This window comes from Nocardioides sp. Soil805, from assembly GCF_001429625.1.
GTDB lineage: Bacteria > Actinomycetota > Actinomycetes > Propionibacteriales > Nocardioidaceae > Nocardioides.
Genome location: NZ_LMSU01000005.1, coordinates 61,411 through 85,281, shown reverse-complemented (window position 1 = coordinate 85,281; position 23,871 = coordinate 61,411). Strand labels below are relative to the sequence as shown.

Here is a 23,871-nt window from a genome sequence, read left to right as displayed (position 1 = left end):
AAGACTGGTGTCGGCTGCCGACTGCCCTCCCTCGGAGGAATCCGAGGATCGGGGCGGCGCCGGACATGCAAGGGGAGACACTACCGCTCGCGCGCGGGAGCACCCAAATCGCCCGGTGGGACGGGGACGGGGCCCCTCACGACAGTCCCAGCCTACGCCCGGCAGCGCCCAGGAAACGGCGCGACTCGGTACGACGGAACGCGGCCAGCGTGGGCAGGTTGACGTCCACGGCGGTGTGGGCACGCCACGCCAGGAACGTCCCCATCCCGACGAGCCACGAGGTGACCACCTCGTCGCCGGCGTCCCGCAGCGCGGGCGACGAGCCCAGGGACTCGTCGAACCACGGGCTCTCGACGCGCTCCAGGCGTGCGATCAGGGGGTCCAGCCAGGCGGGGCCGCGCCCGAACGCGCCCCAGTCCACGAAGACCAGGTCCCCCGTGGGGCGTTGCACCAGGTTGTCGTTGCGGATGTCGACGTGCACCACGGTGTCCATCGCCACGTCGCCGAGGCGGACCACGCCCGCGCGCAGGTCGTCGATGCGCGGGAGCACCCACGTCGGAAGCAGGTCGGGCGGCACCTCGTGCAGGTGCTCGAAGGCGCCCTCCCAGCCGCGGACCACCGCGGCGAAGTCCGTGGGGCCGGGGCGGTACAACGCCTGCGGGTCGTCCCCGGCGACCGGCTGGGGCAGGGTGTCGACCCGCAGGTTCATGGTCGCCGACAGCTCGTCGGTCTGGCGCAGCAGCCGCTCCATCTCCGCGTCGAGCGACAGGTCCGGGTGCGTCCCCTCCACGTCGTCGAGGAGCAGAGCCACCCAGTCGCCGTCGTCGTACGACGCCACCAGCCCGGCCCACAGCGGGTGCCTGCCCAGGAGCTCGAGCGCCAGCACCTCACGGCGGAACAGCACCGGGGTGTGCGGGTTGAGCTCCGCGCTGACCGCCTTGACGAAGGCGCGGGCGCCGTCGGCGCACACGAGCCGGGTCGCGCAGCCGGGGGACATGCCGCCGACCTGCTCGTGCGTCTCGACGACCGGGGAGCCGAGCGTCTCCTCGACCCAGTACCTGACCTGGTCCGGTGTGGAGGCGTAGGTCGCCCTCCTGCCGACGGCGCGGGGCGCGCTCACCAGCCTCGCCGCTCGGCCAGCCAGTCCCAGCAGACCTCACCCTGCCAGCGCTGGTGGTCGCGGAGGTACGGCGAGGTGGGGGGCACCGGCTGGTCGCAGGCGGAGAGGAAGTAGCCGGTGACCAGGGCCAGGACGATGTCGACCGCCTCCGCCGGGACGTCCTTCAGCAGCCGCCGCGACGCCAGGACCGCGTCGACGTCGAGCCCGTCGCCGCGTGGACCGATCAGGGTGACGAGCGAGTCGAGCCACGGTGCGCCTGCGACCGGCCAGTTCCAGTCGACCAGCCACGCCTTCCCGCTCCCGTCGACCAGCACGTTGTCGGCCCGGATGTCGGTGTGCACGAGGGTGTCGCCATGGCAGACCTCCGCGTAGCGACGCGCGAGGGCCTCGGCGTCGTCGAGGTGCGGCAGGTCGCGGGTGGCGCGGACGTGCTCCCAGCCGTCGAGGAACGACGCGAACTCGCCCACGAAGGTGTCCAGCCGCAGCGGCGCCGGCGTCAGCTCGTCGGCGACCACCTCCAGCGCGTCGAGGGTGGCGTCGAGGTCCTTCGGTCGCCACGGCCGGCGGGGCGGGCGGGCCTCGACGTGCTCGATGCCGAGGACGACCCAGTCGTCGTCCAGCATCCACAGCAGCCGGGGGGCCGGCACGGAGGCGGGGAGCGCGGCCAGCTTGCGGCCCTCCTCGCGGTAGGACTCGGCGAACAGGCGCTGGGCCTTCACCGAGGCCGCCTTCACGAAGTGCCGCGACCCGTCCTCGCACACCAGCACCGAGGCGAAGCCCGGCGTGAATCCCGACGTCTGCGAGATCGCCTCGACGACGGGGGACCCGCACCGGCGCTCGACGTACGCGCGCAGGTGCGGGGGCAGGAAGGCCCACTCGAGGCGTCGGGAGGTCGCTCCGGGAGGTGCGGGGTAGGCGCCGGGACTGCGGTTCATGGGCGCCATCCTCCCTGCCTAGACGTCGTCGAGGATCGCCGCCCGCCGGGTGGCGTGCTCGTCCTCGGTGACCAGGCCCTCGGACCGGAGGCGGTCCAGCTCGCGCAGCCGGGTGGCCGTGTCGCGCACGACCGGTGCCGCTCCGGGCGTCCCGCGCAGGGACGAGGCGAGGTACGTCGCGGTCAGGCCGTCCTCGGAGGCGAGCGCCATCCGCACCGCCTCTCCCTGGTCGAGACCAGCACGGCGGGCCATCGACCGGGCGGCGCGCACCCGCCACACCGTGCCGGCCACCCCGAGCAGCAGGACGACGAGGAACCCGAGGGTGGCGAGCTCCAGAGGGTGCGGTGCGAACGGGGACGAGTCCGGCGTCCAGGTGCCGTCGGGCTGCTGGGTGCACGTCACCGGCTGGCCGCCGTCATCCAGCTGGAAGCACTCGTCCGGGGGCATCCCACCCTCCTCGGTGCGTGTCATGGCGGGACAGTAGCCCGCGGGGCGGGGTTGGATGGGCGACATGCCCGACCTCGTCACCCCCACCCCCGTCGTACGCCGGTCCTTCCTCGAGGCCGTCGAGGAGCTGGTCGCCGAGGGGCGCACCGGCGAGGGATCGATGCTCAAGCGGTGGATGGACCTGTTCTCCGAGCGCTGGCACACCGAGGAGGGGTTCGCCGCCTTCGTGGCCTACCTCGACGCCGACGCGCTCCCCGGCTCCGACCGGCCGACGGGCCACGTCCCGCAGAGCACGTGGTGGCTGGTGGAGGGCGAGGAGTACCTCGGCCGCATCTCGGTGCGCCACGAGCTCACCGAGTGGCTGCGCGAGTTCGGCGGCCACATCGGCTACGAGGTGCGCCCGTCCGCCCGGCGCCGCGGGCACGCGACGACGATGCTGCGCGAGGTGCTCCCGCACGCCCGGGCCCTCGGCATCGAGTCCGCGCTCCTGACGTGCGACGAGGACAACGTCGCGTCGGCCAAGGTGATCCAGGCGGCCGGCGGGGTGCTGGAGGACCGTCGGGGGATCAAGCTGCGCTACTGGGTGCCCACGACCTGAGGAGGGCGGGTGCAGGGCTGTGCTCGCGGTTCGTGACGACGCCGCCCAGCGTGGAACAATGACCGTCCCGACGTACCGCTGCAGAAAGTCGCCCGTGTCCCTCAAGAACGCGCCCCAGCCGGGCCAGACCGATCCGGCGATCATCCGCAACTTCTGCATCATCGCCCACATCGACCACGGCAAGTCCACGCTGGCCGACCGGATGCTGCAGCTGACCGGCGTCGTCGACGAGCGGGCCGCCCGGGCGCAGTACCTCGACCGCATGGACATCGAGCGCGAGCGCGGCATCACCATCAAGAGCCAGGCCGTCCGGATGCCCTGGACCGTGCCGGTCGACAACGACGAGGGCGCCGAGCCGGGCACCTACGTGCTCAACATGATCGACACCCCCGGCCACGTCGACTTCACCTACGAGGTGTCGCGCTCCCTCGAGGCGTGCGAGGCCGCGATCCTGCTCGTGGACGCCGCCCAGGGCATCGAGGCGCAGACGCTGGCCAACCTCTACCTCGCCATGGGCGCGGACCTGCACATCATCCCGGTGCTCAACAAGATCGACCTGCCCGGCGCGATGGTCGACAAGTACGCCGCGGAGCTGGCCGGCCTGGTCGGCTGCGAGCCCGAGGACGTGCTGCGCGTCAGCGCCAAGACCGGCGTCGGTGTGGCCGGCCTGCTCAACGAGATCGTCCTCCAGACCCCGGCCCCCGTCGGCGACGCCGACGCCCCCGCCCGGGCGCTCATCTTCGACTCCGTCTACGACACCTACCGCGGCGTGGTCACCTACGTCCGGGTAGTCGACGGCAAGCTCACCCACCGCGACCGGATCAAGATGATGTCGACCGGCGCCGTGCACGAGATGCTCGAGGTGGGCGTCATCAGCCCCGAGCCGGTCAAGGCCGGCGACCTCGGCGTCGGCGAGGTGGGCTACCTCATCACCGGCGTGAAGGACGTGCGCCAGTCACGGGTCGGCGACACGGTCACCAGCCAGCACCACGGGGCGACCGACGCGCTGGGCGGCTACAAGCACCCCAACCCGATGGTCTACTCGGGCCTCTACCCGATCGACGGCGACGACTACCCGACGCTGCGCGACGCGCTCGAGCGCCTCCAGCTCAACGACGCGGCCCTCACCTTCGAGCCGGAGACCTCGGGCGCGCTCGGCTTCGGCTTCCGCATCGGCTTCCTGGGCCTGCTGCACATGGAGATCACCCGCGACCGCCTCGAGCGCGAGTTCAACCTCGACCTCATCTCGACCGCCCCCAACGTGGTCTACGAGGTGCTCATGGAGGACGGCACCGAGCAGGTGGTGACCAACCCCAGCGAGTACCCCGAGGGCAAGATCGCCGAGGTCCGCGAGCCGGTCGTCAAGGCCACGATCCTCAGCCCCAGCGACTACATCGGCACGATCATGGAGCTGTGCCAGACCAAGCGGGGAAGCCTGCAGGGGATGGACTACCTCTCCGAGGACCGCGTCGAGATGCGCTACACGCTGCCGATGGGCGAGATCGTCTTCGACTTCTTCGACCAGCTCAAGTCGCGCACCAAGGGCTACGCCTCGCTCGACTACGAGCGCTCCGGCGAGCAGGCCGCCGACCTGGTCAAGGTCGACGTCCTCCTCCAGGGCGAGCCCGTCGACGCGTTCTCCGCGATCGTGCACCGTGACGCGGCGTACGCCTATGGCGTGATGATGGCCGGCAAGCTCAAGGACCTGATCCCGCGCCAGCAGTTCGAGGTGCCGATCCAGGCGGCCATCGGCGCGCGCGTCATCGCCCGGGAGAACATCCGCGCGATCCGCAAGGACGTGCTCGCCAAGTGCTACGGCGGCGACATCACCCGCAAGCGCAAGCTGCTGGAGAAGCAGAAGGCGGGCAAGAAGCGGATGAAGAACATCGGCACCGTCGAGGTCCCGCCGGAGGCCTTCGTGGCGGCGCTCTCCACCACGCAGCCGACGGAGAAGACGAAGAAGTAGTGGTCGCTCGCATCGTCCGCTCCGCCGACGTCGCACCGCAGCCGTGGGCCAACGGCGGGGGTACGACGCGCGAGCTGCTGCGCGCCGACGACGGCGCATGGCGGGTGAGCCTGGCCGACGTCGTCGGCGACGGACCGTTCTCGCCCTTCCCGGGCCGGCACCGGCTGCTCACCGTCGTCGACGGGCCGGTTCTCGCCCTCGTGGTCGACGGCGTCGAGCAGGTGGTCGAGCCGCGTCGCCCGTTCGCGTTCGACGGTGCCGCCGAGGTCGGCGCCTCGGTGCCCGAGGGGCCGGTGCGCGTGCTCAACGTCATCGCCGACCCGGCCGTCGACGCCTTCGTGACCGTCCTCGAGCTCGGGCGCAGCTCGGCCCTCCCGATCGCCGACGACCAGGCCGCGCTGGTGCTCCAGGGCCGGGCGCTGGCCGGCGAGGTCGGGGCGGCGGTGTGCGACCTGGTCGTGGGACCCGGTGAGGTGTCCGGTCGCTGCACGCTCGCCGTCCTCACGCTCCAGCGTCGCCGGACCTGACTAGGCCCGCTCGCGGGTCACGCCCACCCCGGTGACCGTGATGCCCAGGCCCGCCTCGAGCGCCCCGACCGGCGCGTCGAGCTCGGCCTTCCGCGGCCGGCGGGTGCCGGCGAACCAGACGACCTCCAGCGGTCGGCGCTTGGCGGAACCGGTGGCGCGCCAGTAGCCGGTGATGCGGCCGTCGACGAGCAGCGGCGGCAGCACCAGGCCGTTGGCGCCGCCCCAGAGGCGACGCAGGTGCGCCGGCTCGGCGAAGCGATCACGGGCGGGCGGGTCGTAGCCGCACATCAGCGCGTCGAACTCCGGCAGCAGGCGTACGTCGGCGAGGGTCCGGGGCGCCGGCGGGTCCGGCAGGTCGAGGTACGTCCGCCCGTCGGGTCCCGCCTCACCGACGAGACCGAGGCCGTCCAGGACCTCGTCGACGACCCGCAGGCCCAGCCCGGACCACCAGGCCAGGTCGTGGCGCGACGCCGGCCCGTGGCAGCGCAGGTGCATCCGCACGGCGTCGGCCGGGGTCGCGGGGACGGTCGGTCGCAGGGTGCGGTAGACCGGTGCGCCCTGACCGGCCCAGTCCCCGTTGGCCGGGCGACGGACCAGGCCGCCGTGGCCGAAGGCCAGGTAGCGGCCTCCCTGGCTCCCGGTGGTCTCGTCGCGCCCCTCGTGGTCGAGCAGCCACTGGCGGAGGTGCGCCTGCAGCTCGTCTACGGTGCGCCACGCGGTGGCGAACCCCTCGACGTCGGCCCACAGGTCCTCCAGGGTGCTCCGCTCGAGCCGGAGCAGGCGCTGCCAGGCGGTGCGCTGGCCGATCCGCGTCGCCGCACCCAGCGCGGCGTACTGCTCGGGCGTGGCGGTGTGGACGGTGCCGCGGATCGTGCTGCCGCGCACGACCGCGCCGGTCTCGTACGCCGCGCTGACGGCCTCGCGGGTCACGCCGGGGAAGCGGGCGGCGAGGCCGAGGAAGGGCGACCGCGCCGTCTGGGACTGGACCGGACCGACGGCCTCGATCATCCCGGCGACGTCCGCCGGTCGCTCCGGGAGCTGGCGGCCCAGCGCCCGTCCGGCCAGGTCCTCCCACGTGTAGGTCACGGCGCCACGCTAGTGACGTCCGGAACGGATATGAATGGACCCATGACCCGCGAAGCCCGTCCCCGGCCCTGGATGCGTGCCTACAGCCTGGGGCTGGGCCTGGTCCTCGTGCTGGCGACCGTGGTGCTCGTCCTCCTCGCGGCGACGTCCGAGCCGGGGGAGCGGGGCCGGTTCGGCGGCCTCGCGGTCATCGTGGGGGCCCTCGCGGTCGGCGCCGTCGCCCTCCTGTGGGCGCTCGAGAAGCGCTGGCGGGCGCTCGACCGCGACGCGTGACCGTGCCCGGTCAGGTGGCCGGACGCCACTGCGGGTCCCGGCCGAGCCGGGCGAGCAGGCGGTCGGTGGCGGACGCGTCGTCGGGCACGGGCACGGCCGGCGCGCACACGCCCTCGGAGTAGAGCGCGTCGCCCCAGCCGTCGGCGGTGGCGTGCAGGGCGGCGGCCTCCTCCTCGGTGACCGACCACTCCTGCCCGGTGGCGCGGGCGATGTCGGACCCGTGGAGGACGAGGTCCCAGCCGTAGAAGTCGGCCATGGTGTCTGCGATCGTCGTGCGCCCGAAGTAGCCGTCGTACTCACGCTCCGCGACTCCGTCGCGGTCCAGGACGGCGGCGACCGCCGCGACGTGGGAGCGCCAGGCGCCGGGCAGGTCGGCGAGGTCGGGCGAGGGCCCGACGTCGAGGTCGTGTGTGGCGGCGAAGTCCCGCTCGGTGGTGATGGCGTGCTCGGCCACGTCGCGCACCGTCCATCCGGCGCAGGGGGTGGGCGCGTCCCACCGTCCGTCGGCGGCGTCGAGGATGGCGCCGAAGCGCTCGGCACGATCGAGGAAGAGCTGTGCGGTGGGGTGCTGTGTCTGGGTCATGGCCCCACGTTCGCACCGCCGGTGTCGGAGGCTCTTGTGATAATCCGACACATGCGCAAGCCCGGGAGTCCGCGACCCGTCGACCCGGTCGACCGCGCCCACCTCACCGGCGTCACCCGGCCCTCGCCGCCCATCCACCGCTACGCGCCGTCGGCCCACCTCGCCGACCTCGTCGAGCGCTACTGGATCCCCGTCTGGTCGCTGCTCGAGCCGTCCACGCAGAGCACCCTCCAGCACCCGGTGTGCCTCGTGGTCGTCAGCAACACCTACGCCCGCCTGTACGGCGTGGTGCGCGGTCGGTCGAGCGTCACCCTGGAGGGCGACGGCTGGGCGGTCGGCACCATGTTCACCCCGGCCGCGGGTCGCCTCCTGCTGGGCCGGTCGGTCGCCACGGTCACCGACACCCACCTGGACCTGGCGGAGGTCGCGTCGCTCGACGCGGACGTCCTGGTCGAGGAGATCAGGACGGCGATGGCCGCCGACCCCCGCGACCCGGCCGCCCACGCGGCCGCGATCGCCGCGGTGGAGCGGCAGCTGGCGGCGTACGTCCCGGTCGACGAGCCGGGCCTGCTCATCAACGAGGTCGTGGCCTGGCTGCGCGACCACCCCGAGGTCACCCGCGTGGCCGAGCTCGCCGAGCACGTCGGTCTCTCCGAACGGAGCCTGCAGCGCCTGGTCGAGCAGCGGGTCGGGATGAGTCCCAAGTGGCTCATCCAACGACGGCGCCTGCACGACGCCGTCGAGGGCCTCAAGCGGGGCGAGGTGTCCCTCGCCGACATGGCGGCGCGGCTCGGGTACGCCGACCAGGCGCACTTCACCCACGACTTCCGGACCGTCACCGGCATGACGCCGGGGGAGTACCTGGGCGACCAGCCGAGGCCCTGAGGCGTCGGCGGCGCGGTGACGACACCGCCCGGCACGGGGCCGGGGCCGGATCCGTCCTCAGGGTGCCCTCAGCCGGAGCACCCACACTGGAGGCCGGCACCAGCAGGGAGAACCCATGCACAGCACACCGCTCACCCCTCGAGCCCTCGAGGTCCTCACCCGCGTCGAGGCCTGGGCGCACCGGGGGCCCGTCCGTGCCGTCGTGGTCAAGATCGGGGTGAGCGTCCTCGGCCCGCTCCTGGTCGTGGCGGGGGTGGCCATGCTGGTGCTCCCGGGGCCGGGCCTGGTGGTGATGGCGCTCGGTGGGGGCCTCCTGGCCCTGGAGTACGACTGGGCCCGGCGCGTCCTGGGCTCCTGCGGTCGCGTGCTCGACAGGGGACGGCGAGCAGTGGTCCCGAAGGACTCCTCGACGGCTCGTCGCGCCCTCGGAGCGGCGATGGCGGTCGGCCTCCTCGTCGCGACGACCGGGATCACCGCGGCGTTCACGACGTACGTCGGCACGGCGCTCGTCTGACGCCCGCAGACCCCGACGAGCCGTCTGCGCGGCTCAGCCGACCGGCATCACCAGGTCGCGCAGCACCGACGACCCGGCCAGCTGCCCGGCGTACGCCGCGGCCAGCACCGAGGGCATCGGCATCGGCAGGTCCGCGACGTGCGCGAGGTCGCCGGCGGCGTACACGCCGGGCACGCTGGTCTGGCCGAACAGGTTGACGGCGATGCAGCCGCTCTCGCGCATCTCCAGCCCGAGCTGGGCGGCGAAGGGCGCCGCCTGCTCCCAAGCCAGGTGCGCGAAGAGCCCGTCCACGACGACCGAGTCCGAGCCGGACGTCACGCGCAGTCCCTCCGCGGTCGTCTCGACGCCGGTGACCGGCGCGACCACCTCGACCGAGCCGGCGATCGGGGTGAGCATCACGACGTGGTGCCCTGCGGCGGGGGAGTCCTGGATGGCGACCCGCCGTCCGCTGAGCTCGTGGCCGTGGCAGAACGGGCACGAGTGGATCGTCCGGCCCCACTGCTCGGCGAAGCCGGGCACGTCCGGCACCACGTCGCGCAGCCCGGTGGCCAGCACCACGGTGCGCGACGCGACGACCGACCCGTCGGCCAGGGTGGCCTCGAACGTGCCGTCACCGAGGCGACCGACGGCGGTCGCGGCGAGGTCGCGGACCTCGACGTCGTCGTACGCCGCGAGCTCGCCGCGGACGATCGAGCGGAACTCCGCGGGGTCCCGGCCGTCGTTGGTGACGATGTTGTGCATGGCGTCGACCGGGCCGTTGCGGTAGGCCCCGGAGTCGAGCAGCAGGGTGGGCCGGTGCATCCGGCCGAGGGTCAGGGCGGCCTGGAGGCCCGCCGGGCCACCGCCGATCACGAGCGCGTCGTACATGTCTTCCTCCACGTGGGCTTGTCAGGTGGGACCAGCCTGTGACTTCATGTCGGCATGAAGTCAAGCCGTGGTCGCACCTGGTCCGTCGGGGAGGTCGCCGAGCGCTTCGGACTCCCCACCAACGTGCTGCGGCACTGGGAGTCGGTGGGGCTGCTGGAGCCCGCACGCGACACCGCGGGTCGGCGTCGCTACGTCCGCGACGACATCGCCCGGGTCGCCACGATCCAGCGCAACAAGGACGCCGGGATGACCCTCGACCAGATCGCGGTGCTGCTCGACGCGGGGGCACCCGAGCGGCACGCCGTGCTCCAGGCCCACCTCGACGACCTCGACCGCCGGATGGAGCAGATGCGGATCTCGCGGGCGATGACCGAGCACGCCTACCGCTGCCAGGCGCACGACATCAGTGCCTGCCCGCGCTTCCAGTCGCACCTCGCCGACCTGATGGCGGCCTTCGACGAGGGCTAGCCCGGGAAGCCGCCGGCCCGCAGGAGGGCGCCGGGCAGGCGCTTGCCCAGCCGCTCCTCCAGCCAGCGCGTGGTCGCGGTCGTGGTGGCCAGGTCGACCCCGGTGCTGACGCCCATCCGGTCGAAGAGGTAGACGAGGTCCTCGGTGGCCACGTTGCCGGTCGCGTTGGGGGCGAAGGGGCACCCACCCGTGCCGCCGATGCTCGCGTCGAGGGTCCGGACCCCGGCCGCGTGCGCCGCCACGGCGTTCGCGACGCCGGTGTGCCGGGTGTCGTGCAGGTGCAGGCGCAGGGGTACGTCGGGACCTGCCACCGCGGCGGCGTGGCCGAGCCGGGTCGTGACCTCGCTCGGCACGGCGACCCCGATCGTGTCGGCCAGCGCCAGCTCGTCGGGGCCGGCGTCCACGACGCGGAGCAGCACCTCGCGGAGCCGCTCCTCGGCCACCTCGCCCTCGAAGGGGCAGCCGAAGGCGGCCCCGATCGTCACGGTGGTGAGGACCCCGGCCTCGCGGGCCCGACCGACCAGCGCGGCGGCCCGCAGGCACGCCTCGGCGGTGGGCACGCCCTGGTTGCGCAGGCAGAAGGTGTCGGTCGCCACGACGACGACGTCGACCTCGTCGACCCCGGCGGCCAGGGCCCGGTCGAGGCCGCGGTCGTTCATCACGAGGCCGGCGTAGCTGACCCCCTCCGGGCGGGGGAGGGCGGCCATCACCTCGTCGGCGTCGGCCATCTGGGGGACGCGCGCCGGGTTGACGAAGCTGGTCACCTCGATGCGACGGGCCCCGGCCCGCACCGCGCGCGCGACCAGCTCGACCTTGTCGTCGGTGGAGAGGATCGTCTGCTCGTTCTGCAGGCCGTCCCGCGGCGCGACCTCGAGGATGGACACCGCGGCCGGTGCCGTCATCGGCGCCGTCACCGGGGGCCCCACGGTCCGCGCGGGTCGGCGAGGTAGTCGAGCGCCGTCGCCTCGTCGACCACCTCGGCGTACTTGGTGCGCAGGTCATGGAGGTTCGACTCGTGGGGGCCGGGCTCCCGGTCCCCGACGGCGTCCGCCACCACCAGGGGCACGAAGCCGTGCTGGATCGCGTCGACGGCGCTGGCCCGGATGCAGCCGCTGGTGCTCACCCCCACCACGACGACCGTGTCCACGCCGCGGGCGTGCAGGGTGGAGGCGAGCGAGGTGCCGAAGAACGCGCTGGCGTACTGCTTGACGACCACCAGCTCGTCGCCGACCGGGGCCACCGGGGACATCAGCTCGCCCATCGGCCCGTCCCCGACGAGCTCCTGCAGGGCGGGCACCTTGCGGAAGAACACGCCTCCGTCCACCCCCTCGGCCCCGTAGCGGACGCGGGTGTGCACCACGGGGACACCGTGCTCACGGGCCCGTGCGAGCACCCGGGAGGCGGACCGCAGGCAGGCGTCGTCGGGCAGGCACAGCGCGCTGGAGGGGTCGAAGTAGGCGCGCATCATGTCGACGGCCAGGACCACGGGCGTGGTCCCCGGGCGGAGCGAGCCCCCGAAGGGCTCGTCCGGCCGGGACAGGGAGAGGTCGTCAGCCACGACGGGTCACCGGGGGATCGGTGGTTGCGGGGCGGGCAGGCCGGTCTCCTCGAGGCAGCGCTCGAGGATCGTCTCGAGCGGCGGTCCCATGTCGAAGGTCGGCAGCGGCTGCGGGCGCCCCTCACCCAGCTCGGTGCGGAGCGACTCGGTGGCGCCGGTGTCGACGGTGCCCGTGTCGTCGCAGACCACGCCGTACCGTCGGGCGCCCTCGGCGCTCACCAGCCCGCGCCGGACCTCGAGGCCGACCAGCTCGGGGTCCCGGGCGAGCGGGTCGCCCCAGCCGCCGCCACCCCACGTCACGAAGTGCAGCAGGTCGCCCCGCGCCACCGGTACGTCGTGCACCTTGCTGCCCAGGACCTCCGTCGTGCCGTCGGCCCGCTCGAGCCACTTGCGTCCGCGAGCGCCGGGCTCGCCGCCGTTGACCCCCCACGGGTAGGTGAGCCAGCGGTCGTCGTGGATGGCGATCGTGCCGGCCTCCAGGAAGCGGTAGGCCACGTCGACGCCGTTGCCGCCGCGGTGCACCCCCGCGCCACCGGTGTCGGCCACCGTCTCCCAGCGCTCGATGCGCAACGGGTAGTAGGACTCGAGGTACTCGCAGGGGATGTTGACGAAGGAGGGCCACAGCGAGTGGCCGTCCGGACCGTCCCCGATGGGCCGGCCCGGGATGCCGCCGAAGCCGATCGAGTACAGCTGGAACCACTCGCCCTTGCGGTCGCCCTCTCCGTAGGTGCCGGAGAACATGAAGTGCGGCGAGGAGGAGAAGCCGGCGGCGTTGAGCAGGTCGGGGTTGGTCTGGCCGAGCAGGCCGCCGAAGAGGTCGAAGACCCGGCCGATGCCGTGGTTGCGGGCGTTCAGCGCGGCGGGGTACTGCGGCTTCCAGAACGAGTCGTCGGGGATCTCCACGTCGACGAGCGGGTAGAAGCCGTCGTTCCACAGGATCTGCGGGTCCGCCACGGTGATCATGTAGATCCCGAAGAACATCCGGACCAGGTTCTCGTTGATGTAGTAGTTGATCGGCCCCTGCGCCTGTGGGCTGCTCCCGGTGAAGTCGAGCAGCACCTTGTCGCCGGTGCGGGTGAGGCTCAGCTTGAGCTCGTAGGGGCCGTAGCCGAGGCCGTCGTCGCAGATGTAGTCGGTGAACGACAGGGTCTTCCCCTCCTCGAACACCATCGCGAGCAGGGTCTTCATGGCCCGGTAGTTGCGGTCGAGCAGCGCCTCGAGGGCGGAGTCGTAGGTGTCGACGCCGAAGCGGGCGCACAGCTCCTGCACCCGGCGGGCCGCGGTGCGGCACGCCGCCACGATCCCGTTGAGGTCCGCACGGTTCCAGTCGGGCTTGCGGACCTGGTTGAGGATGATCCGCAGTGCGTCGTCGTCGAGGACCCCCGCCTTGTAGAGCCGGAAGGGCGGGATGACGACGCCCTCCTCGAAGATGGTGCGCGCGTCGGTCGGCATCGACGCCGGCGACTTGCCGCCGACGTCCGACATGTGGCCGAACATCGAGGACCAGCCGACGATGCGGCCCTCGAAGAAGATCGGCATCACGACCAGCCAGTCGTTGGCGTGGCTGATCGCCGCTCCGCACGAGTAGGGGTCGGACGTCAGCAGGACGTCGCCCTCCTCGATGGTGCCGTCGAAGTTGTCGAGGAAGTCGGGGATGGACAGCCCGAACTGCCCCACCATCATCTTCCCGTCGCGGTTGGCGATGAGCGGGAACTCGTCGTGCTGCTCGCGGATGCCCGGCGAGAGCGCGGTGCGGAAGAGCACCTCGTCCATCTCGAACCGGGCGTTGCGCAGCGCGTTTTCGACGAGGTCGAGGGTGACGAGGTCGACCTCCACGCGCTGCAGGGGGGTGGTGTTGGTCTCGATCAGGCGTGCCATGGCTCAGCCCTCCTGGCTCTGCTGGTCGACGGGTCGGATGAGGAGGCTGCCGCTGGGATGGACGGTGGCGGCGTGGTCGCGCAGCACGAGGGTCGTCGAGTCCATCTCGGTGATCACGGCCGGCCCGACGACCACGTTGCCCGCCCGCAGCAGGGACCGGTCGTAGACGTCCGCGTCGACGAGACCGCCGTCGGACCAGATCTGGTGCGTCTGGAGGCGGGCGGCCGCCGGGTCGGGGCCGCCCTGCTCGAGCTCGACGGCTCCCACCTCCGGGCGGGGGGCGTCGGCGGTGGCGCGCAGCGTCACCAGCTCGTGCTCGGCATCGAGGACGAAGGAGAACAACCGGTCGTGGTCGGTGTCGAAGGCCTTGCCGAGCGCGGCGAGCCCACCGCCCTGGCCGTCGAAGGCGTCGATGTCGAGCGTCACGGGGATCTCGAAGCCCTGGCCGTGGTAGCGCAGGTCGGCCGAGTAGGTCACCACGAGGTCGTCCTCGGGCACCCCCTCCGCGGTGAGCGTCCCGCGCGCCGACGCCGCCAGGTCGTCCAGGATGGCGCGCAGCCCGTCGTCGGTCAGCTCGGAGAAGCGTCGTACGAGCGTGCGCACCGCCTCGTCGCGCAGGCTGGTCGTCGCGTCGCCGTACGCGCAGAGCACGCCGGGCGACGGCGGGATGATCACCGGCCAGGAGCCGGTCAGCCTCCCCAGCGCGTTGGCGTGCAGCGGACCGGCGCCGCCGAAGGCCACGAGGGCGAAGTCGCGGGGGTCGAAGCCCTGCTGCACCGAGACCAGCCGCAGGGCGCCGAACATGTTCTCGTTGACGATGTCGATGATCCCGGCAGCGGCCGCCTCGACCGAGTCCAGCCCGGTGGCGTCGGCGATGGACTTCACCGCGGCGCGGGCCGCGTCGGGGTCCAGGGTGACCTCGCCGCCGGCCAGCGCGCTCGGCAGGTGGCCGAGCACCACGTTGGCGTCGGTCACCGTCGGCTCCGTCCCGCCGGCGGCGTACGCCGCGGGGCCGGGGGCGGCGCCCGCCGACTGCGGTCCGACCCGCAGCGCCTGCGTGAGCGGCGGGACGTGCGCGATCGACCCCCCGCCGGCGCCCACCGTGCGGACGTCGACCGAGGTCGCGCGGACCTTGAGGTCGCCGACGGTGGTCTCGCGACCGATGCGGGGGGTGAGGTCCTCGACGAGCGCCACGTCGGTCGACGTGCCGCCCATGTCGAAGGTGAGGAAGTCCCGGTGGCCGGTCTGCGCGGCCACCCAGGCCGCCCCGGTGACCCCGCCGGCCGGACCGGACAGCAGCAGGTTGACGGGGTTGTCGGAGGCCACGGCGGCGGAGACCAGGCCGCCGTCGCTGCGCAGGATGGAAAGGGAGCCGGTGACCCCGGAGTCGCGCAGCTGGCCCTCGAGGTTCGCGACGTAGCGCTTCACCTGCGGCTGCACCGCGGCGTTGGCGACGGTGGTGATGGTCCGCTCGTACTCCCGCAGCTCGGGCAGCACCGAGGAGGACAGCGACACCGCGAGCCCGGGCAGCTCCTCCGCGGCGATCTCGCCGACCCGCTGCTCGTGCGCGGGGTTGGCGTAGGAGTTGATGAGGCTGATGCTCAGGGCCTCGATGCCGCGTCCGGCCAGCGCGCGCAGCTGCGCGCGGACGTCGTCCTCGTCCAGCTCGGCGACCACGGCGCCGTCGCTGCCGATCCGGCCGCGGACCTCGACGGTGTCCTCGAGTGCTGCGAGCGGCTCCGGCTTGGGCCAGATGATCCAGCCCGCCAGGCCGCCGGGGACGAACGACCGGGCGATCTGCAGCACCTGGCGGAAGCCGTGGGTCGTGACCAGCCCGACCCGGGCGCCCTTGCCCTCGAGGATCGCGTTGGTCGCCACGGTGGTCCCGTGGAAGACGTCGCCGACCGCGGTCCGCTCGATGCCGGCGGCCGTGCAGGCCTGGTCGATGCCGCGGAGCACCCCCACGGACTGGTCCTCGGGCGTGGAGGAGGTCTTGGCGCGGTACGTCGCGCCGGTGTCCTCGTCGATGAGCAGGATGTCGGTGAACGTGCCGCCCACGTCGACTCCGAGCCGGTAGGTCATGGGTGCTCTCCTCGTGGTCGGTGCTGTGGTCGCGGTGCTGTGGTCAGATGACGCCGTCGGCGCGCAGGGACGACAGCTCGTCGTCACCCAGCCCCAGCAGGCCGCGGTAGACGGCGTCGTTGTGCTCGCCCAGCGCCGGTCCGACGTGCCGGACCGATCCGGGGCTCTCCGAGAGCTTGGGGGCGACGTTGTGCATCGCGAACTCGCCCAGGTCCGGGTGGGCGAGGCGGACGATGGCCTCGCGGGCGGCGAAGTGCTCGTCGGCCAGCATGTCCTTGGCGCGGAAGATGCGACCCGCGGGGACGCCGCCGGCGTGCAGGCGCTCCAGGAGCTCGTCGGCCCCCACCGTCGTGCTCCACCCGGCGATGAGCCCGTCGAGCTCCTCCATGTACTTCCCGCGGGCGCCGTGGGTCGCGTAGTGCTCGTGGGTGGCGAGCCCGGGTTGCCCCATGACTTCGGCCAGCCGTCGGAACACGGTGTCCTGGTTGGCCGCGATCAGGACCATCTCGCCGTCGGCGGTGGGGTAGACGTTGCTCGGCGAGACGTTGGGCAGGGTGGTGCCGGTGCGCTCGCGCTGGTAGCCCGCCACCTGCCACTCGGGCACCAGCGACTCCATGAGGGACAGGACGGCCTCGTAGATCGCGGAGTCGACGACCTGCCCGCGACCGGTGCGCCCGCGCTGGTGGAGGGCCACCAGCGTGCCGAGGCACGCGAAGGTCGCCGCGAGCGAGTCGCCGAGGGAGACCCCGGCGCGGGCCGGGGGCCGGTCCGGGTCGCCGGTCACGTAGCGGATGCCACCCATCGCCTCGCCGATCGAGCCGTAGCCGGCGCGGGCGGCGTACGGCCCGGTCTGGCCGAAGCCGGTGACCCGGGTGACGACGAGGCCGGGGTTGGTCTCCCACAGCGTCTCGGGGGCCAGGCCCCACCGCTCGAGGGTGCCGGGACGGAAGTTCTCGATGAGGACGTCGGCGTCGGCGACCAGGCGGCGGACGAGGTCCTGGCCGCGCTCGGTGCGCAGGTCGGCGGTGACCGACTGCTTGTTGCGGGCGACCACCGGCCACCACAGCGACTGGCCGTAGGGCTTCTCGCGGCCCCACTGGCGCATCGGGTCGCCGTGGACGGGGTCCTCGACCTTGATGACCTGGGCCCCGAAGTCCCCGAGGAGCTGGCCGCAGAACGGTCCGGCCAGGAGCTGGCCCAGCTCGACGACGCGCAGGTCGTCCAGGGGCAGGGGAGGGGTCGTCGACAACGGAACGCCCTTTCGTATGCAGACCGGCCCTCTGATGTGAGCCAGGTCACCGGGTGTTCCACGGACGCTAGCCAGACGAGCGGACGATCGTCAATGGGTGTCCCATCAATTGCATACAATCTGGGGATGCCGGCGCTGCTATCTTCGCGACCATGACCCAGGACGCGGGCTCCGACGTCGGCAAGGCCGCCGAGGTCACCTACCTGACCATCCGCCGACAGATCCTGAGTGGCGAGCGGGCGGGCGGTGAGTGGCTGCGCGAGGGCGACCTCGCGGCGGTCATCGGGGTCAGCCGTACGCCGGTGCGCGAGGCCCTGCGCCGGCTGGCGGCGGAGGGCCTCGTCCGGCACGAGCCCAACCGCGGCGTCCAGGTCGAGGACTGGGGGGTCGACGACCTCGACGAGATCTTCAGCCTGCGCTCGCAGCTCGAGCCCTGGGGGTGCGGTCTCGCCGCGGCCACCGGCCTCGCCGACCTCGTCCTGCTCGACGAGCTCGCGGACCGGATGGACGCCGAGGCACGGCGCGATCCTCCCGACCTCGACGCCATCACCGAGCTCAACAACCGCTTCCACCGCGCGGTCCTCGAGGCGTCGGGCAACGGCCGCCTCGTCGGCCTGGTGTCGTCCGTGGTCGAGGTGCCGCTGGTGTGGCGGACCTTCTCCCACTACTCACGCGAGGCGATGCAGCGCAGCCTGGCCCACCACCACGAGATCGTGGACGCGCTCCGTGCGGGCGATGCCCAGTGGGCCGAGTCGGTGATGCGCTCGCACGTGCGTGCGGCGTGGGTCAGCCTGCGGGAGGAGCACGGCGACAGCCCGCCGGGCTCCTGACGCGTCACATCTGGGGAGGCGTCTCGATCCCGAGCAGGTCGAGTCCCCGCGACAGCACGGCCAGCGTCAGTGCGGCCAGCGAGAGGCGCGACGCGCGCAGCTCGGGGGTGGCCGCCTTGAGCACCGGGCAGTGCTCGTAGAACCCCGAGAAGTCCTGCGCCAGGTCGAAGAGGTAGGTGCAGAGCCGGTGCGGCTCCAGGCTGTCGCCCACCTCGGCGACCACGGTGCCGAAGGACAGCAGCCGCAGGGCGAGCGCGCGCTCCGCCGGCTCGCCGAGGGTGATCGGGGCGTCGTACGACGGCGGCTCGCCCGCGGAGCGGAAGATCGAGTGGATCCGTGCGGTGGCGTACTGGAGGTAGGGGCCGGTGTTGCCGACGAAGGCGAGCATCCGGTCGAGGTCGAAGACGTACTCCGAGTCGTGGGCGACCGACAGGTCGGCGTACTTCACGGCACCGATCCCGACCACGGGCGCGATGGCCGCGCGCGTCTCCTCGGGCAGCTCGGGGCGGCTCGCGTCCACCTCGCGGCGGGCGTTGGCCTGCGCCTCCTCGAGCAGCGCCATCAGCCGCAGCGGCGCCCCGGAGCGCGTCCGGAGGATCTTGCGGTCCTCGCCCAGCACGTTGCCGATCTTCACGTGCACGACCTCGACGTGGTCGGGCAGCCAGCCGGCCAGGCGGGCGGTCTTCCACACCATCTCCAGGTGCAGCGCCTGCGGCGCCCCGATGACGTAGAGGCAGCGGTCCGCACCGAGTCGCTCGACCCGGTGCCGGATGGTCGCGAGGTCGGTCGTCGCGTAGCCGTAGCCGCCGTCGGACTTGCGGATGATGAGCGGCTGCGGCTTGCCCTCGCGCCCGGTGTAGCCGTCGAGGAAGACGCACAGTGCGCCGTCGCTGATCGTCGCCAGGCCCTTGGCCTCGAGCTCGTCGCAGATCCCGGCCAGGTCGTCGTTGTACGTCGACTCGCCCGCCAGGTCGTCGTCGGTGAGGGTCACGCCGAGGGTGCTGTAGATCCGGTTGAAGTAGTGGCGCGACAGCCCGACCAGCTCGGTCCACAGCCGCAGGGTCTCCTCGTCGCCGGCCTGCAGGGCCACCACCCGGGCCCGGGCGCGCGTCGCGAACGCCTCGTCGCCGTCGAACTGCGCCCGCGCCGCCTGGTAGAACGCGTTGGGGTCGCTCTCCAGGAGCAGCGCCTCCTCGGAGTTCTCGCCGACGGCCAGCAGGTGCTCGATGAGCATGCCGAACGGGGTGCCCCAGTCGCCGATGTGGTTCTGCCGCACGACCCGGTGGCCGAGGTGCTCCAGCGTGCGGGCCAGCGCGTCGCCGACCACCGTGGTGCGCAGGTGGCCGACGTGCATCTCCTTGGCGACGTTGGGGGCGCTGTAGTCGATCGGCACGACCTGCGTCTCCTGGACCGGCACCCCGAGCCGCGGGTCCGCGGCGAGGTCACCGAGCAGGGAGGTGACCCACGCGTCGTCGTAGGTGAGGTTGAGGAACCCCGGGCCGCTGATCTCCACGGCGGCCGGCAGGTCGCCCAGCTCCGCGACCACGCGGGTGGCGACCTCGCGCGGGTTGGCGCCGACCCGCTTGGCCAGCGCGAGCGCGGCGTTGGCCTGCACGTCGGCGTACTGGCTGGGACGCAGCACCGGGTCGGTCCCCTCGAAGTCCGGCCCCAGGGCGCGCGCGATCGCGGCGGAGAGGGCGGGGGAGAGGACGTCACGGGGGTCGGCCATGCGCCCAACCCTAGGGTTGCGGGCATGCCGCTCCACATTCCTCCCGGTCTGGACGCGCAGCGGCGGCTCGGGCCCGACTGGACGACCTGGCTGGACCGCCTGCCCCGGCTCGCCGCCGACGTCGTCGAGGAGTGGCAGCTCGCGCTCGACGGGCCGCCGATGCACGGCTACGCCTCGCTCGCCCAGCCGGTCCGCACGGCCGGGGGACGACCCGCGGTGCTCAAGGTGGCCTTCGACGGCGACGACGAGTCCCTGCACGAGGGCGTCGCGCTGCAACGCTGGCACGGCGACGGCGCGGTCGAGCTGCTGCGCGCCGACCCGCACCGGCGTGCGCTGCTCCTCGAGCGCCTGCACACCGAGGACCTCGGCGCGCTGTGGGACGTCGAGGCGTGCGAGGTGGTGGCCGGCCTCTACCCGCGGCTCCACGTCCCCGCCCTCCCGCAGCTGCGCCCGCTCACGTCGTACGTCGAGCGGTGGGCCGCCGCACTCGCCACGATGCCACGCAACGCACCCGTCCCGCGCCGCCTCGTCGAGCAGGCGCTGTCCCTCGCCCGTGACCTGGTGGGCGACGAGGCGAGCACCGGCACCCTGGTCCACGGCGACCTCCACTACGCCAACGTGCTCGCCGCGGACCGCGAGCCGTGGCTGGCGATCGACCCCAAGCCGATGGACGGCGACCCCCACTACGAGCCGGCGCCGCTGCTGTGGAACCGCTGGGACGAGCTGTCGCTCGGCGGGCAGTCGGTGCGCGACGGCGTGCGCCGTCGTTTCCACGCCGTGGTGGACGCGGCCGGGCTCGACGAGGACCGGGCCCGAGACTGGGTCGTGCTGCGGATGGTGCTCAACGCCCACTGGTCCGTGCAGGACGCCGAGCGCGCCGGCCGCGACCTCGACCCCGAGGAGCGGGAGTGGATCACCCGGTGCATCGCCGTCGCGAAGGCCGTCCAGGGCTAGCGGTCGGCAGCCGGGACCCTCGGCGCGCGCTGCGGGGCACATCTGCCCTGCTCCCGGCCCCGCCGGGCGGGTAGCAAGGAAGCAGGTCGTCCCACCCGGAGGTACAGCATGCGCGCAAAGGTCCTCGTCCTCGGCACCAACTTCGCCGGTCTCACGGCCGCGTTGGCGGTCCGGCACGAGCTGCACGGCGACGTCGACGTCACCGTGGTCAGCCCCGACCGGTCGTTCCTGTTCACGCCGAGCCTCATCTGGCTGCCGTTCGGCAAGCGGCACCGCGAGGACATCACCTTCGACGTGGTGCCGACCCTGGAGGAGCACGGCGTCGAGTTCGTGCAGGCCGCCGCGACCGGCATCGACGCGCTGACCCGCCTCGTCACCCTCGACGACGGCCAGGTCCTCGGCTACGACCACCTCGTCATCGCCACCGGCTACCGCAACCAGGACGACGTCGTACCGGGGTTCACCGAGAACGCACACACGATCACCACCCTCGCCGAGGCCGAGCGGACCGCGCTGGCGTGGCAGAAGTTCCTCGACAACCCGGGCGACGTGGTCGTCGCCGCCACCCAGGGCGCCGGCTGCTTCGGCGCGGCGTACGAGTTCCTCTTCAACACCTCGCACCAGCTGCGCAAGGCCGGGCCGCACAAGGACGTCACGCTCACCTACGTCAGTGCCGAGCCGTTCCTGGGCCACTTCGGGATCGGCGGGCTCCCGCACGGGGAGGCGCTGCTCGGCATGTTCTTGAAGAAAGGAGGGCATCCAGACCCGGCTGGCGACGCCGATCGACCACATCGACGACGGGGCGCTGGTCCTCGGCGACGGCGAGGTGCTCCCCTTCTCGTTCGGCATGGTGGTGCCGCCGTTCCTCGGCCAGGAGTTCCTCACCGGCAGCCCGGACCTCGTCGACGCCAAGGGCTACGTCCGGGTCCGCGACACCTACCAGTCCGAGGAGTACGACGACGTGTACGCCGTCGGCGTCGCCGCGGCCGTCGAGGTGCCGTGGCAGACGCCCACCCCGGTGGGGATCCCCAAGACCGGCTACCCGACCGAGACGCAGGCCCACGTGGCGGCGAAGAACATCGCCGCGCAGGTCCGGGGGGAGGAGCCCAAGGAGCACAAGGAGTTCGGCGACATCCCGGCGGTGTGCGTGATGGACGCGGGCAACAACGGCGTCGTCATCCTCGCGGACAAGATGCTGCCGCCGCGCAAGCACGGGATGCTCATCCCGGGACCGCAGGCCCACCTGATGAAGCTGGGCTTCGAGAAGTACTTCCTGTGGAAGATGCGCAACGGCTACACCCAGCTGCCGTGAGCCGCTCCGGCCCGACCCGTAGGGGTGGGAGCGACCAGTCCGCGAGTTTGCTACCGCCGCGTAACCACGTGATCTAGGTTACTCCCCAAGCAGCGTCAGCCCGCACCCGAATGAGCCAGGGAGTCCCATGCCCATCCAGTACGACGAGACGTTCGTCGACAACCTCAAGCCCAACGTGGCGGTCCTGTTCCTCGACCGTGTCGAGAAGTCACCCTCCAGCGAGGCCTTCCGCTACCCGAAGGGCGACGCGTGGGAGTCCATCACCTGGAAGCAGGCCGGGGACCGGGTCGAGGCACTCGCTGCCGGCCTGCTCTCGCTCGGGCTCGAGTCCGAGCAGCGGGTGGGCATCGCCTCGAGCACGCGGTACGAGTGGATCCTCGCCGACCTGGCCGTGATGTGCGCCGCGGGCGCCACGACCACGGTCTACCCGAGCACCAACGCCGAGGACACGGCGTACATCCTCAGCGACTCCGAGTCCCGCTTCGTGTTCGCCGAGGACGACGAGCAGGTCGCCAAGCTGCGCGAGCGCAAGAACGAGCTGCCGCACCTGGCCAAGGTGATCACCTTCGACGGCGCGACCGACGGCGACTGGGTCATCTCCCTCGACGACCTGGCCGCCCTGGGCGCCAGCTACCTCGCCGAGCACCCCGGCGTCATCGCCGAGAAGGCCGCGGCGATCGGGCCCGACCAGCTCGCGACCCTGATCTACACCTCCGGCACGACCGGGCGTCCCAAGGGCGTGCGGCTGCGCCACCGGGCGTGGGTCTTCGAGGGCGCGGCGATCCAGGTGCAGAACATCCTCGACGAGAGCGACCTGCAGTTCCTGTGGCTGCCGATGGCCCACTCGTTCGGCAAGGTGCTGCTGTCGGCCCAGCTTGCCTGCGGCTTCGCGTCCGCGGTCGACGGTCGCGTCGACAAGATCGTCGACAACTGCGCGACGGTGAAGCCGACCTTCATGGGCGCCGCGCCGCGCATCTTCGAGAAGGCCTACGGCCGCATCCAGACCATGCAGGCGGCCGAGGGTGGCGCCAAGGAGAAGATCTTCCACAAGGCCTTCGAGGTCGGCCTCAAGGTCGAGCAGCTCAAGCGCGAGGGCAAGTCGGTCCCGCTGCCCCTCAAGCTCCAGCACGGCCTGTTCGACAAGCTGGTCTTCAGCAAGGTCCGCGAGCGCTTCGGTGGACGGGTGCGCTTCTTCATCTCGGGCGCGGCCGCGCTCAACCGGGAGATCGCCGAGTGGTTCAACGCCGCGGGCATCGTGATCCTCGAGGGCTACGGGATGACGGAGAACTCCGCAGGAGCCACGGTCAACCACCCGGACGACAACCGCATCGGCACCGTGGGTCGGGCGCTGCCCGGCGCCGAGGTCCGGATCGGCGACGGCGACGAGGTGCTGCTGCGCGGCCCGCACGTCATGGAGGGCTACCACAACCTGCCCGAGGAGACGGCGAAGGCGCTCGACGCCGACGGGTGGCTGCACACCGGCGACAAGGGCTCGCTGGACGCCGACGGCTACCTCACCATCACCGGGCGCATCAAGGAGCTCTTCAAGACCTCCGGTGGCAAGTACATCGCCCCGCCGGCGATCGAGTCGAAGTTCAAGGCCATCTGCCCCTACGCCAGCCAGTTCATGGTCTTCGGTGACGAGCGCAACTACGTCGTCGCCCTGGTCACGCTCGACCCCGACGCCATGGCGGGCTGGGCGGCCGAGAACGACATGGAGGGTGCCTCCTACACCGACATCGTCCGCAGCGAGAAGGTCAAGCAGATGGTCGGCGGCTACGTCGACGAGCTCAACACCCGCCTCAACCGCTGGGAGACGATCAAGAAGTGGGAGCTCCTCGACCACGACCTCACCGTCGAGTCCGGTGAGCTCACCCCCTCGATGAAGGTCAAGCGCAACGTCGTGGAGGGCAACTACAAGGACACGATCGAGCGCATGTACGCCTGACGGGCGACGAGCGCGAGACGGACGGGTGCCGGTGGGAGACCACCGGCACCCGTCCTGCGTCC

23 protein-coding genes and 1 pseudogene are annotated in these 23,871 nt (G+C 72.4%); 12 read left to right on the top strand and 12 right to left on the bottom strand.

The window, feature by feature from the left end:
* Positions 1–136: 136 nt before the first annotated feature.
* The 3 genes from ASG94_RS19115 to ASG94_RS19105 are packed head-to-tail and all read right to left on the bottom strand — an operon-like array spanning position 137 to position 2,526.
* Positions 137–1,120 (bottom strand): hypothetical protein, encoded by a 984-nt coding sequence (locus ASG94_RS19115; protein WP_056928080.1) that lies wholly within the window; start codon positions 1,118–1,120, stop codon positions 137–139.
* Positions 1,117–2,055 (bottom strand): phosphotransferase, encoded by a 939-nt coding sequence (locus ASG94_RS19110; protein WP_056928079.1) that lies wholly within the window; start codon positions 2,053–2,055, stop codon positions 1,117–1,119. The genes ASG94_RS19115 and ASG94_RS19110 overlap by 4 nt, the downstream gene beginning before the upstream one ends.
* 18 nt (positions 2,056–2,073) lie before the next feature.
* Positions 2,074–2,526: an SHOCT domain-containing protein gene (locus ASG94_RS19105; protein ID WP_156411714.1), complete on the bottom strand. Its 453-nt coding sequence runs from the start codon at positions 2,524–2,526 to the stop codon at positions 2,074–2,076.
* A 40-nt stretch (positions 2,527–2,566) separates the two neighbouring features.
* On the opposite strand from ASG94_RS19105, the gene ASG94_RS19100 reads away from it, so the two are divergent.
* From ASG94_RS19100 to ASG94_RS19090, 3 genes are read left to right on the top strand one after another with little or no spacing between them, the layout of a single operon-like run.
* The gene (locus ASG94_RS19100; protein ID WP_056928173.1) at positions 2,567–3,100 is read left to right on the top strand and encodes a GNAT family N-acetyltransferase; all 534 of its coding nucleotides are present in this window, start codon (positions 2,567–2,569) and stop codon (positions 3,098–3,100) included.
* 58 nt (positions 3,101–3,158) lie between these two features.
* Complete coding sequence (gene lepA / locus ASG94_RS19095) at positions 3,159–5,066, top strand: translation elongation factor 4 (RefSeq protein WP_056928077.1); 1,908 nt, start codon at positions 3,159–3,161, stop codon at positions 5,064–5,066.
* Positions 5,066–5,593, top strand: a complete 528-nt coding sequence (locus ASG94_RS19090) for a HutD/Ves family protein (protein WP_056928076.1) — start codon at positions 5,066–5,068, stop codon at positions 5,591–5,593. The genes lepA and ASG94_RS19090 overlap by 1 nt, the downstream gene beginning before the upstream one ends.
* Here ASG94_RS19090 and ASG94_RS19085 read toward each other — a convergent pair whose 3' ends face one another.
* Positions 5,594–6,679, bottom strand: coding sequence for a DNA glycosylase AlkZ-like family protein (locus ASG94_RS19085; protein WP_056928075.1), 1,086 nt, complete (start codon positions 6,677–6,679; stop codon positions 5,594–5,596).
* 42 nt (positions 6,680–6,721) lie between these two features.
* On the opposite strand from ASG94_RS19085, the gene ASG94_RS19080 reads away from it, so the two are divergent.
* Positions 6,722–6,952 carry a hypothetical protein gene (locus tag ASG94_RS19080; RefSeq protein ID WP_156411713.1) on the top strand — a complete coding sequence of 77 codons (231 nt, stop codon included), beginning with the start codon at positions 6,722–6,724 and terminating at the stop codon, positions 6,950–6,952.
* 10 nt (positions 6,953–6,962) lie between these two features.
* On the opposite strand, the gene ASG94_RS19075 is transcribed toward ASG94_RS19080, so the two are convergent.
* Positions 6,963–7,535 (bottom strand): TIGR03086 family metal-binding protein, encoded by a 573-nt coding sequence (locus ASG94_RS19075; protein WP_056928073.1) that lies wholly within the window; start codon positions 7,533–7,535, stop codon positions 6,963–6,965.
* A 51-nt stretch (positions 7,536–7,586) separates the two neighbouring features.
* Here ASG94_RS19075 and ASG94_RS19070 point away from each other — a divergent pair, with 51 nt between their 5' ends.
* Together ASG94_RS19070 and ASG94_RS19065 are read left to right on the top strand one after the other, a co-directional pair.
* Positions 7,587–8,420, top strand: a complete 834-nt coding sequence (locus tag ASG94_RS19070) for a helix-turn-helix domain-containing protein (RefSeq protein WP_056928072.1) — start codon at positions 7,587–7,589, stop codon at positions 8,418–8,420.
* A gap of 115 nt (positions 8,421–8,535) precedes the next feature.
* Positions 8,536–8,934, top strand: coding sequence for a PGPGW domain-containing protein (locus ASG94_RS19065; protein ID WP_056928071.1), 399 nt, complete (start codon positions 8,536–8,538; stop codon positions 8,932–8,934).
* 33 nt (positions 8,935–8,967) lie between these two features.
* On the opposite strand, the gene ASG94_RS19060 is transcribed toward ASG94_RS19065, so the two are convergent.
* Positions 8,968–9,801: an NAD(P)/FAD-dependent oxidoreductase gene (locus tag ASG94_RS19060; protein ID WP_056928070.1), complete on the bottom strand. Its 834-nt coding sequence runs from the start codon at positions 9,799–9,801 to the stop codon at positions 8,968–8,970.
* A 54-nt stretch (positions 9,802–9,855) separates the two neighbouring features.
* Between ASG94_RS19060 and ASG94_RS19055 the strand changes: the two genes are divergently transcribed.
* Complete coding sequence (locus ASG94_RS19055; protein WP_056928069.1) at positions 9,856–10,269, top strand: MerR family transcriptional regulator; 414 nt, start codon at positions 9,856–9,858, stop codon at positions 10,267–10,269.
* Here the strand turns inward: ASG94_RS19055 and ASG94_RS19050 are convergent.
* The 5 genes from ASG94_RS19050 to ASG94_RS19030 are packed head-to-tail and all read right to left on the bottom strand — an operon-like array spanning position 10,266 to position 17,036.
* Entirely contained in the window at positions 10,266–11,183 is a 918-nt protein-coding gene (locus tag ASG94_RS19050; protein ID WP_200958199.1) for a hydroxymethylglutaryl-CoA lyase, read from the bottom strand. The two genes, ASG94_RS19055 and ASG94_RS19050, sit on opposite strands and share 4 nt — an antisense overlap.
* Complete coding sequence (locus tag ASG94_RS19045; RefSeq protein WP_200958198.1) at positions 11,180–11,827, bottom strand: isochorismatase family protein; 648 nt, start codon at positions 11,825–11,827, stop codon at positions 11,180–11,182. Before ASG94_RS19045 ends, ASG94_RS19050 begins: the two co-directional genes overlap by 4 nt.
* 6 nt (positions 11,828–11,833) lie before the next feature.
* Positions 11,834–13,705, bottom strand: coding sequence for a hydantoinase B/oxoprolinase family protein (locus ASG94_RS19040; protein ID WP_056928068.1), 1,872 nt, complete (start codon positions 13,703–13,705; stop codon positions 11,834–11,836).
* 3 nt (positions 13,706–13,708) lie between these two features.
* Complete coding sequence (locus tag ASG94_RS19035) at positions 13,709–15,787, bottom strand: hydantoinase/oxoprolinase family protein (RefSeq protein WP_056928067.1); 2,079 nt, start codon at positions 15,785–15,787, stop codon at positions 13,709–13,711.
* Positions 15,788–15,830: 43 nt separating this feature from the next.
* Entirely contained in the window at positions 15,831–17,036 is a 1,206-nt protein-coding gene (locus tag ASG94_RS19030) for a CaiB/BaiF CoA transferase family protein (protein WP_056928066.1), read from the bottom strand.
* Positions 17,037–17,188: 152 nt separating this feature from the next.
* Here ASG94_RS19030 and ASG94_RS19025 point away from each other — a divergent pair, with 152 nt between their 5' ends.
* Positions 17,189–17,866, top strand: a complete 678-nt coding sequence (locus ASG94_RS19025) for a GntR family transcriptional regulator (RefSeq protein ID WP_056928065.1) — start codon at positions 17,189–17,191, stop codon at positions 17,864–17,866.
* 4 nt (positions 17,867–17,870) lie between these two features.
* On the opposite strand, the gene argS is transcribed toward ASG94_RS19025, so the two are convergent.
* A complete protein-coding gene (gene argS, locus ASG94_RS19020; RefSeq protein ID WP_056928064.1) occupies positions 17,871–19,595 on the bottom strand; it encodes an arginine--tRNA ligase in 1,725 nt (574 codons plus the stop codon).
* A 24-nt stretch (positions 19,596–19,619) separates the two neighbouring features.
* Between argS and ASG94_RS19015 the strand changes: the two genes are divergently transcribed.
* The 4 genes and pseudogenes from ASG94_RS19015 (at position 19,620) to ASG94_RS18995 (ending at position 23,809) form a co-directional block, all read left to right on the top strand.
* On the top strand, positions 19,620–20,549 hold the full coding sequence (locus ASG94_RS19015; protein WP_056928063.1) for an aminoglycoside phosphotransferase family protein: 930 nt from the start codon (positions 19,620–19,622) through the stop codon (positions 20,547–20,549).
* 108 nt (positions 20,550–20,657) lie between these two features.
* Positions 20,658–21,092 (top strand): annotated as a pseudogene (locus ASG94_RS22685) (NAD(P)/FAD-dependent oxidoreductase); the annotation flags it as partial.
* 283 nt (positions 21,093–21,375) lie between these two features.
* Positions 21,376–21,861: a hypothetical protein gene (locus ASG94_RS22480; protein WP_056928060.1), complete on the top strand. Its 486-nt coding sequence runs from the start codon at positions 21,376–21,378 to the stop codon at positions 21,859–21,861.
* 127 nt (positions 21,862–21,988) lie between these two features.
* Positions 21,989–23,809 carry an AMP-dependent synthetase/ligase gene (locus tag ASG94_RS18995; RefSeq protein ID WP_056928059.1) on the top strand — a complete coding sequence of 607 codons (1,821 nt, stop codon included), beginning with the start codon at positions 21,989–21,991 and terminating at the stop codon, positions 23,807–23,809.
* Positions 23,810–23,871 lie beyond the last annotated feature (62 nt).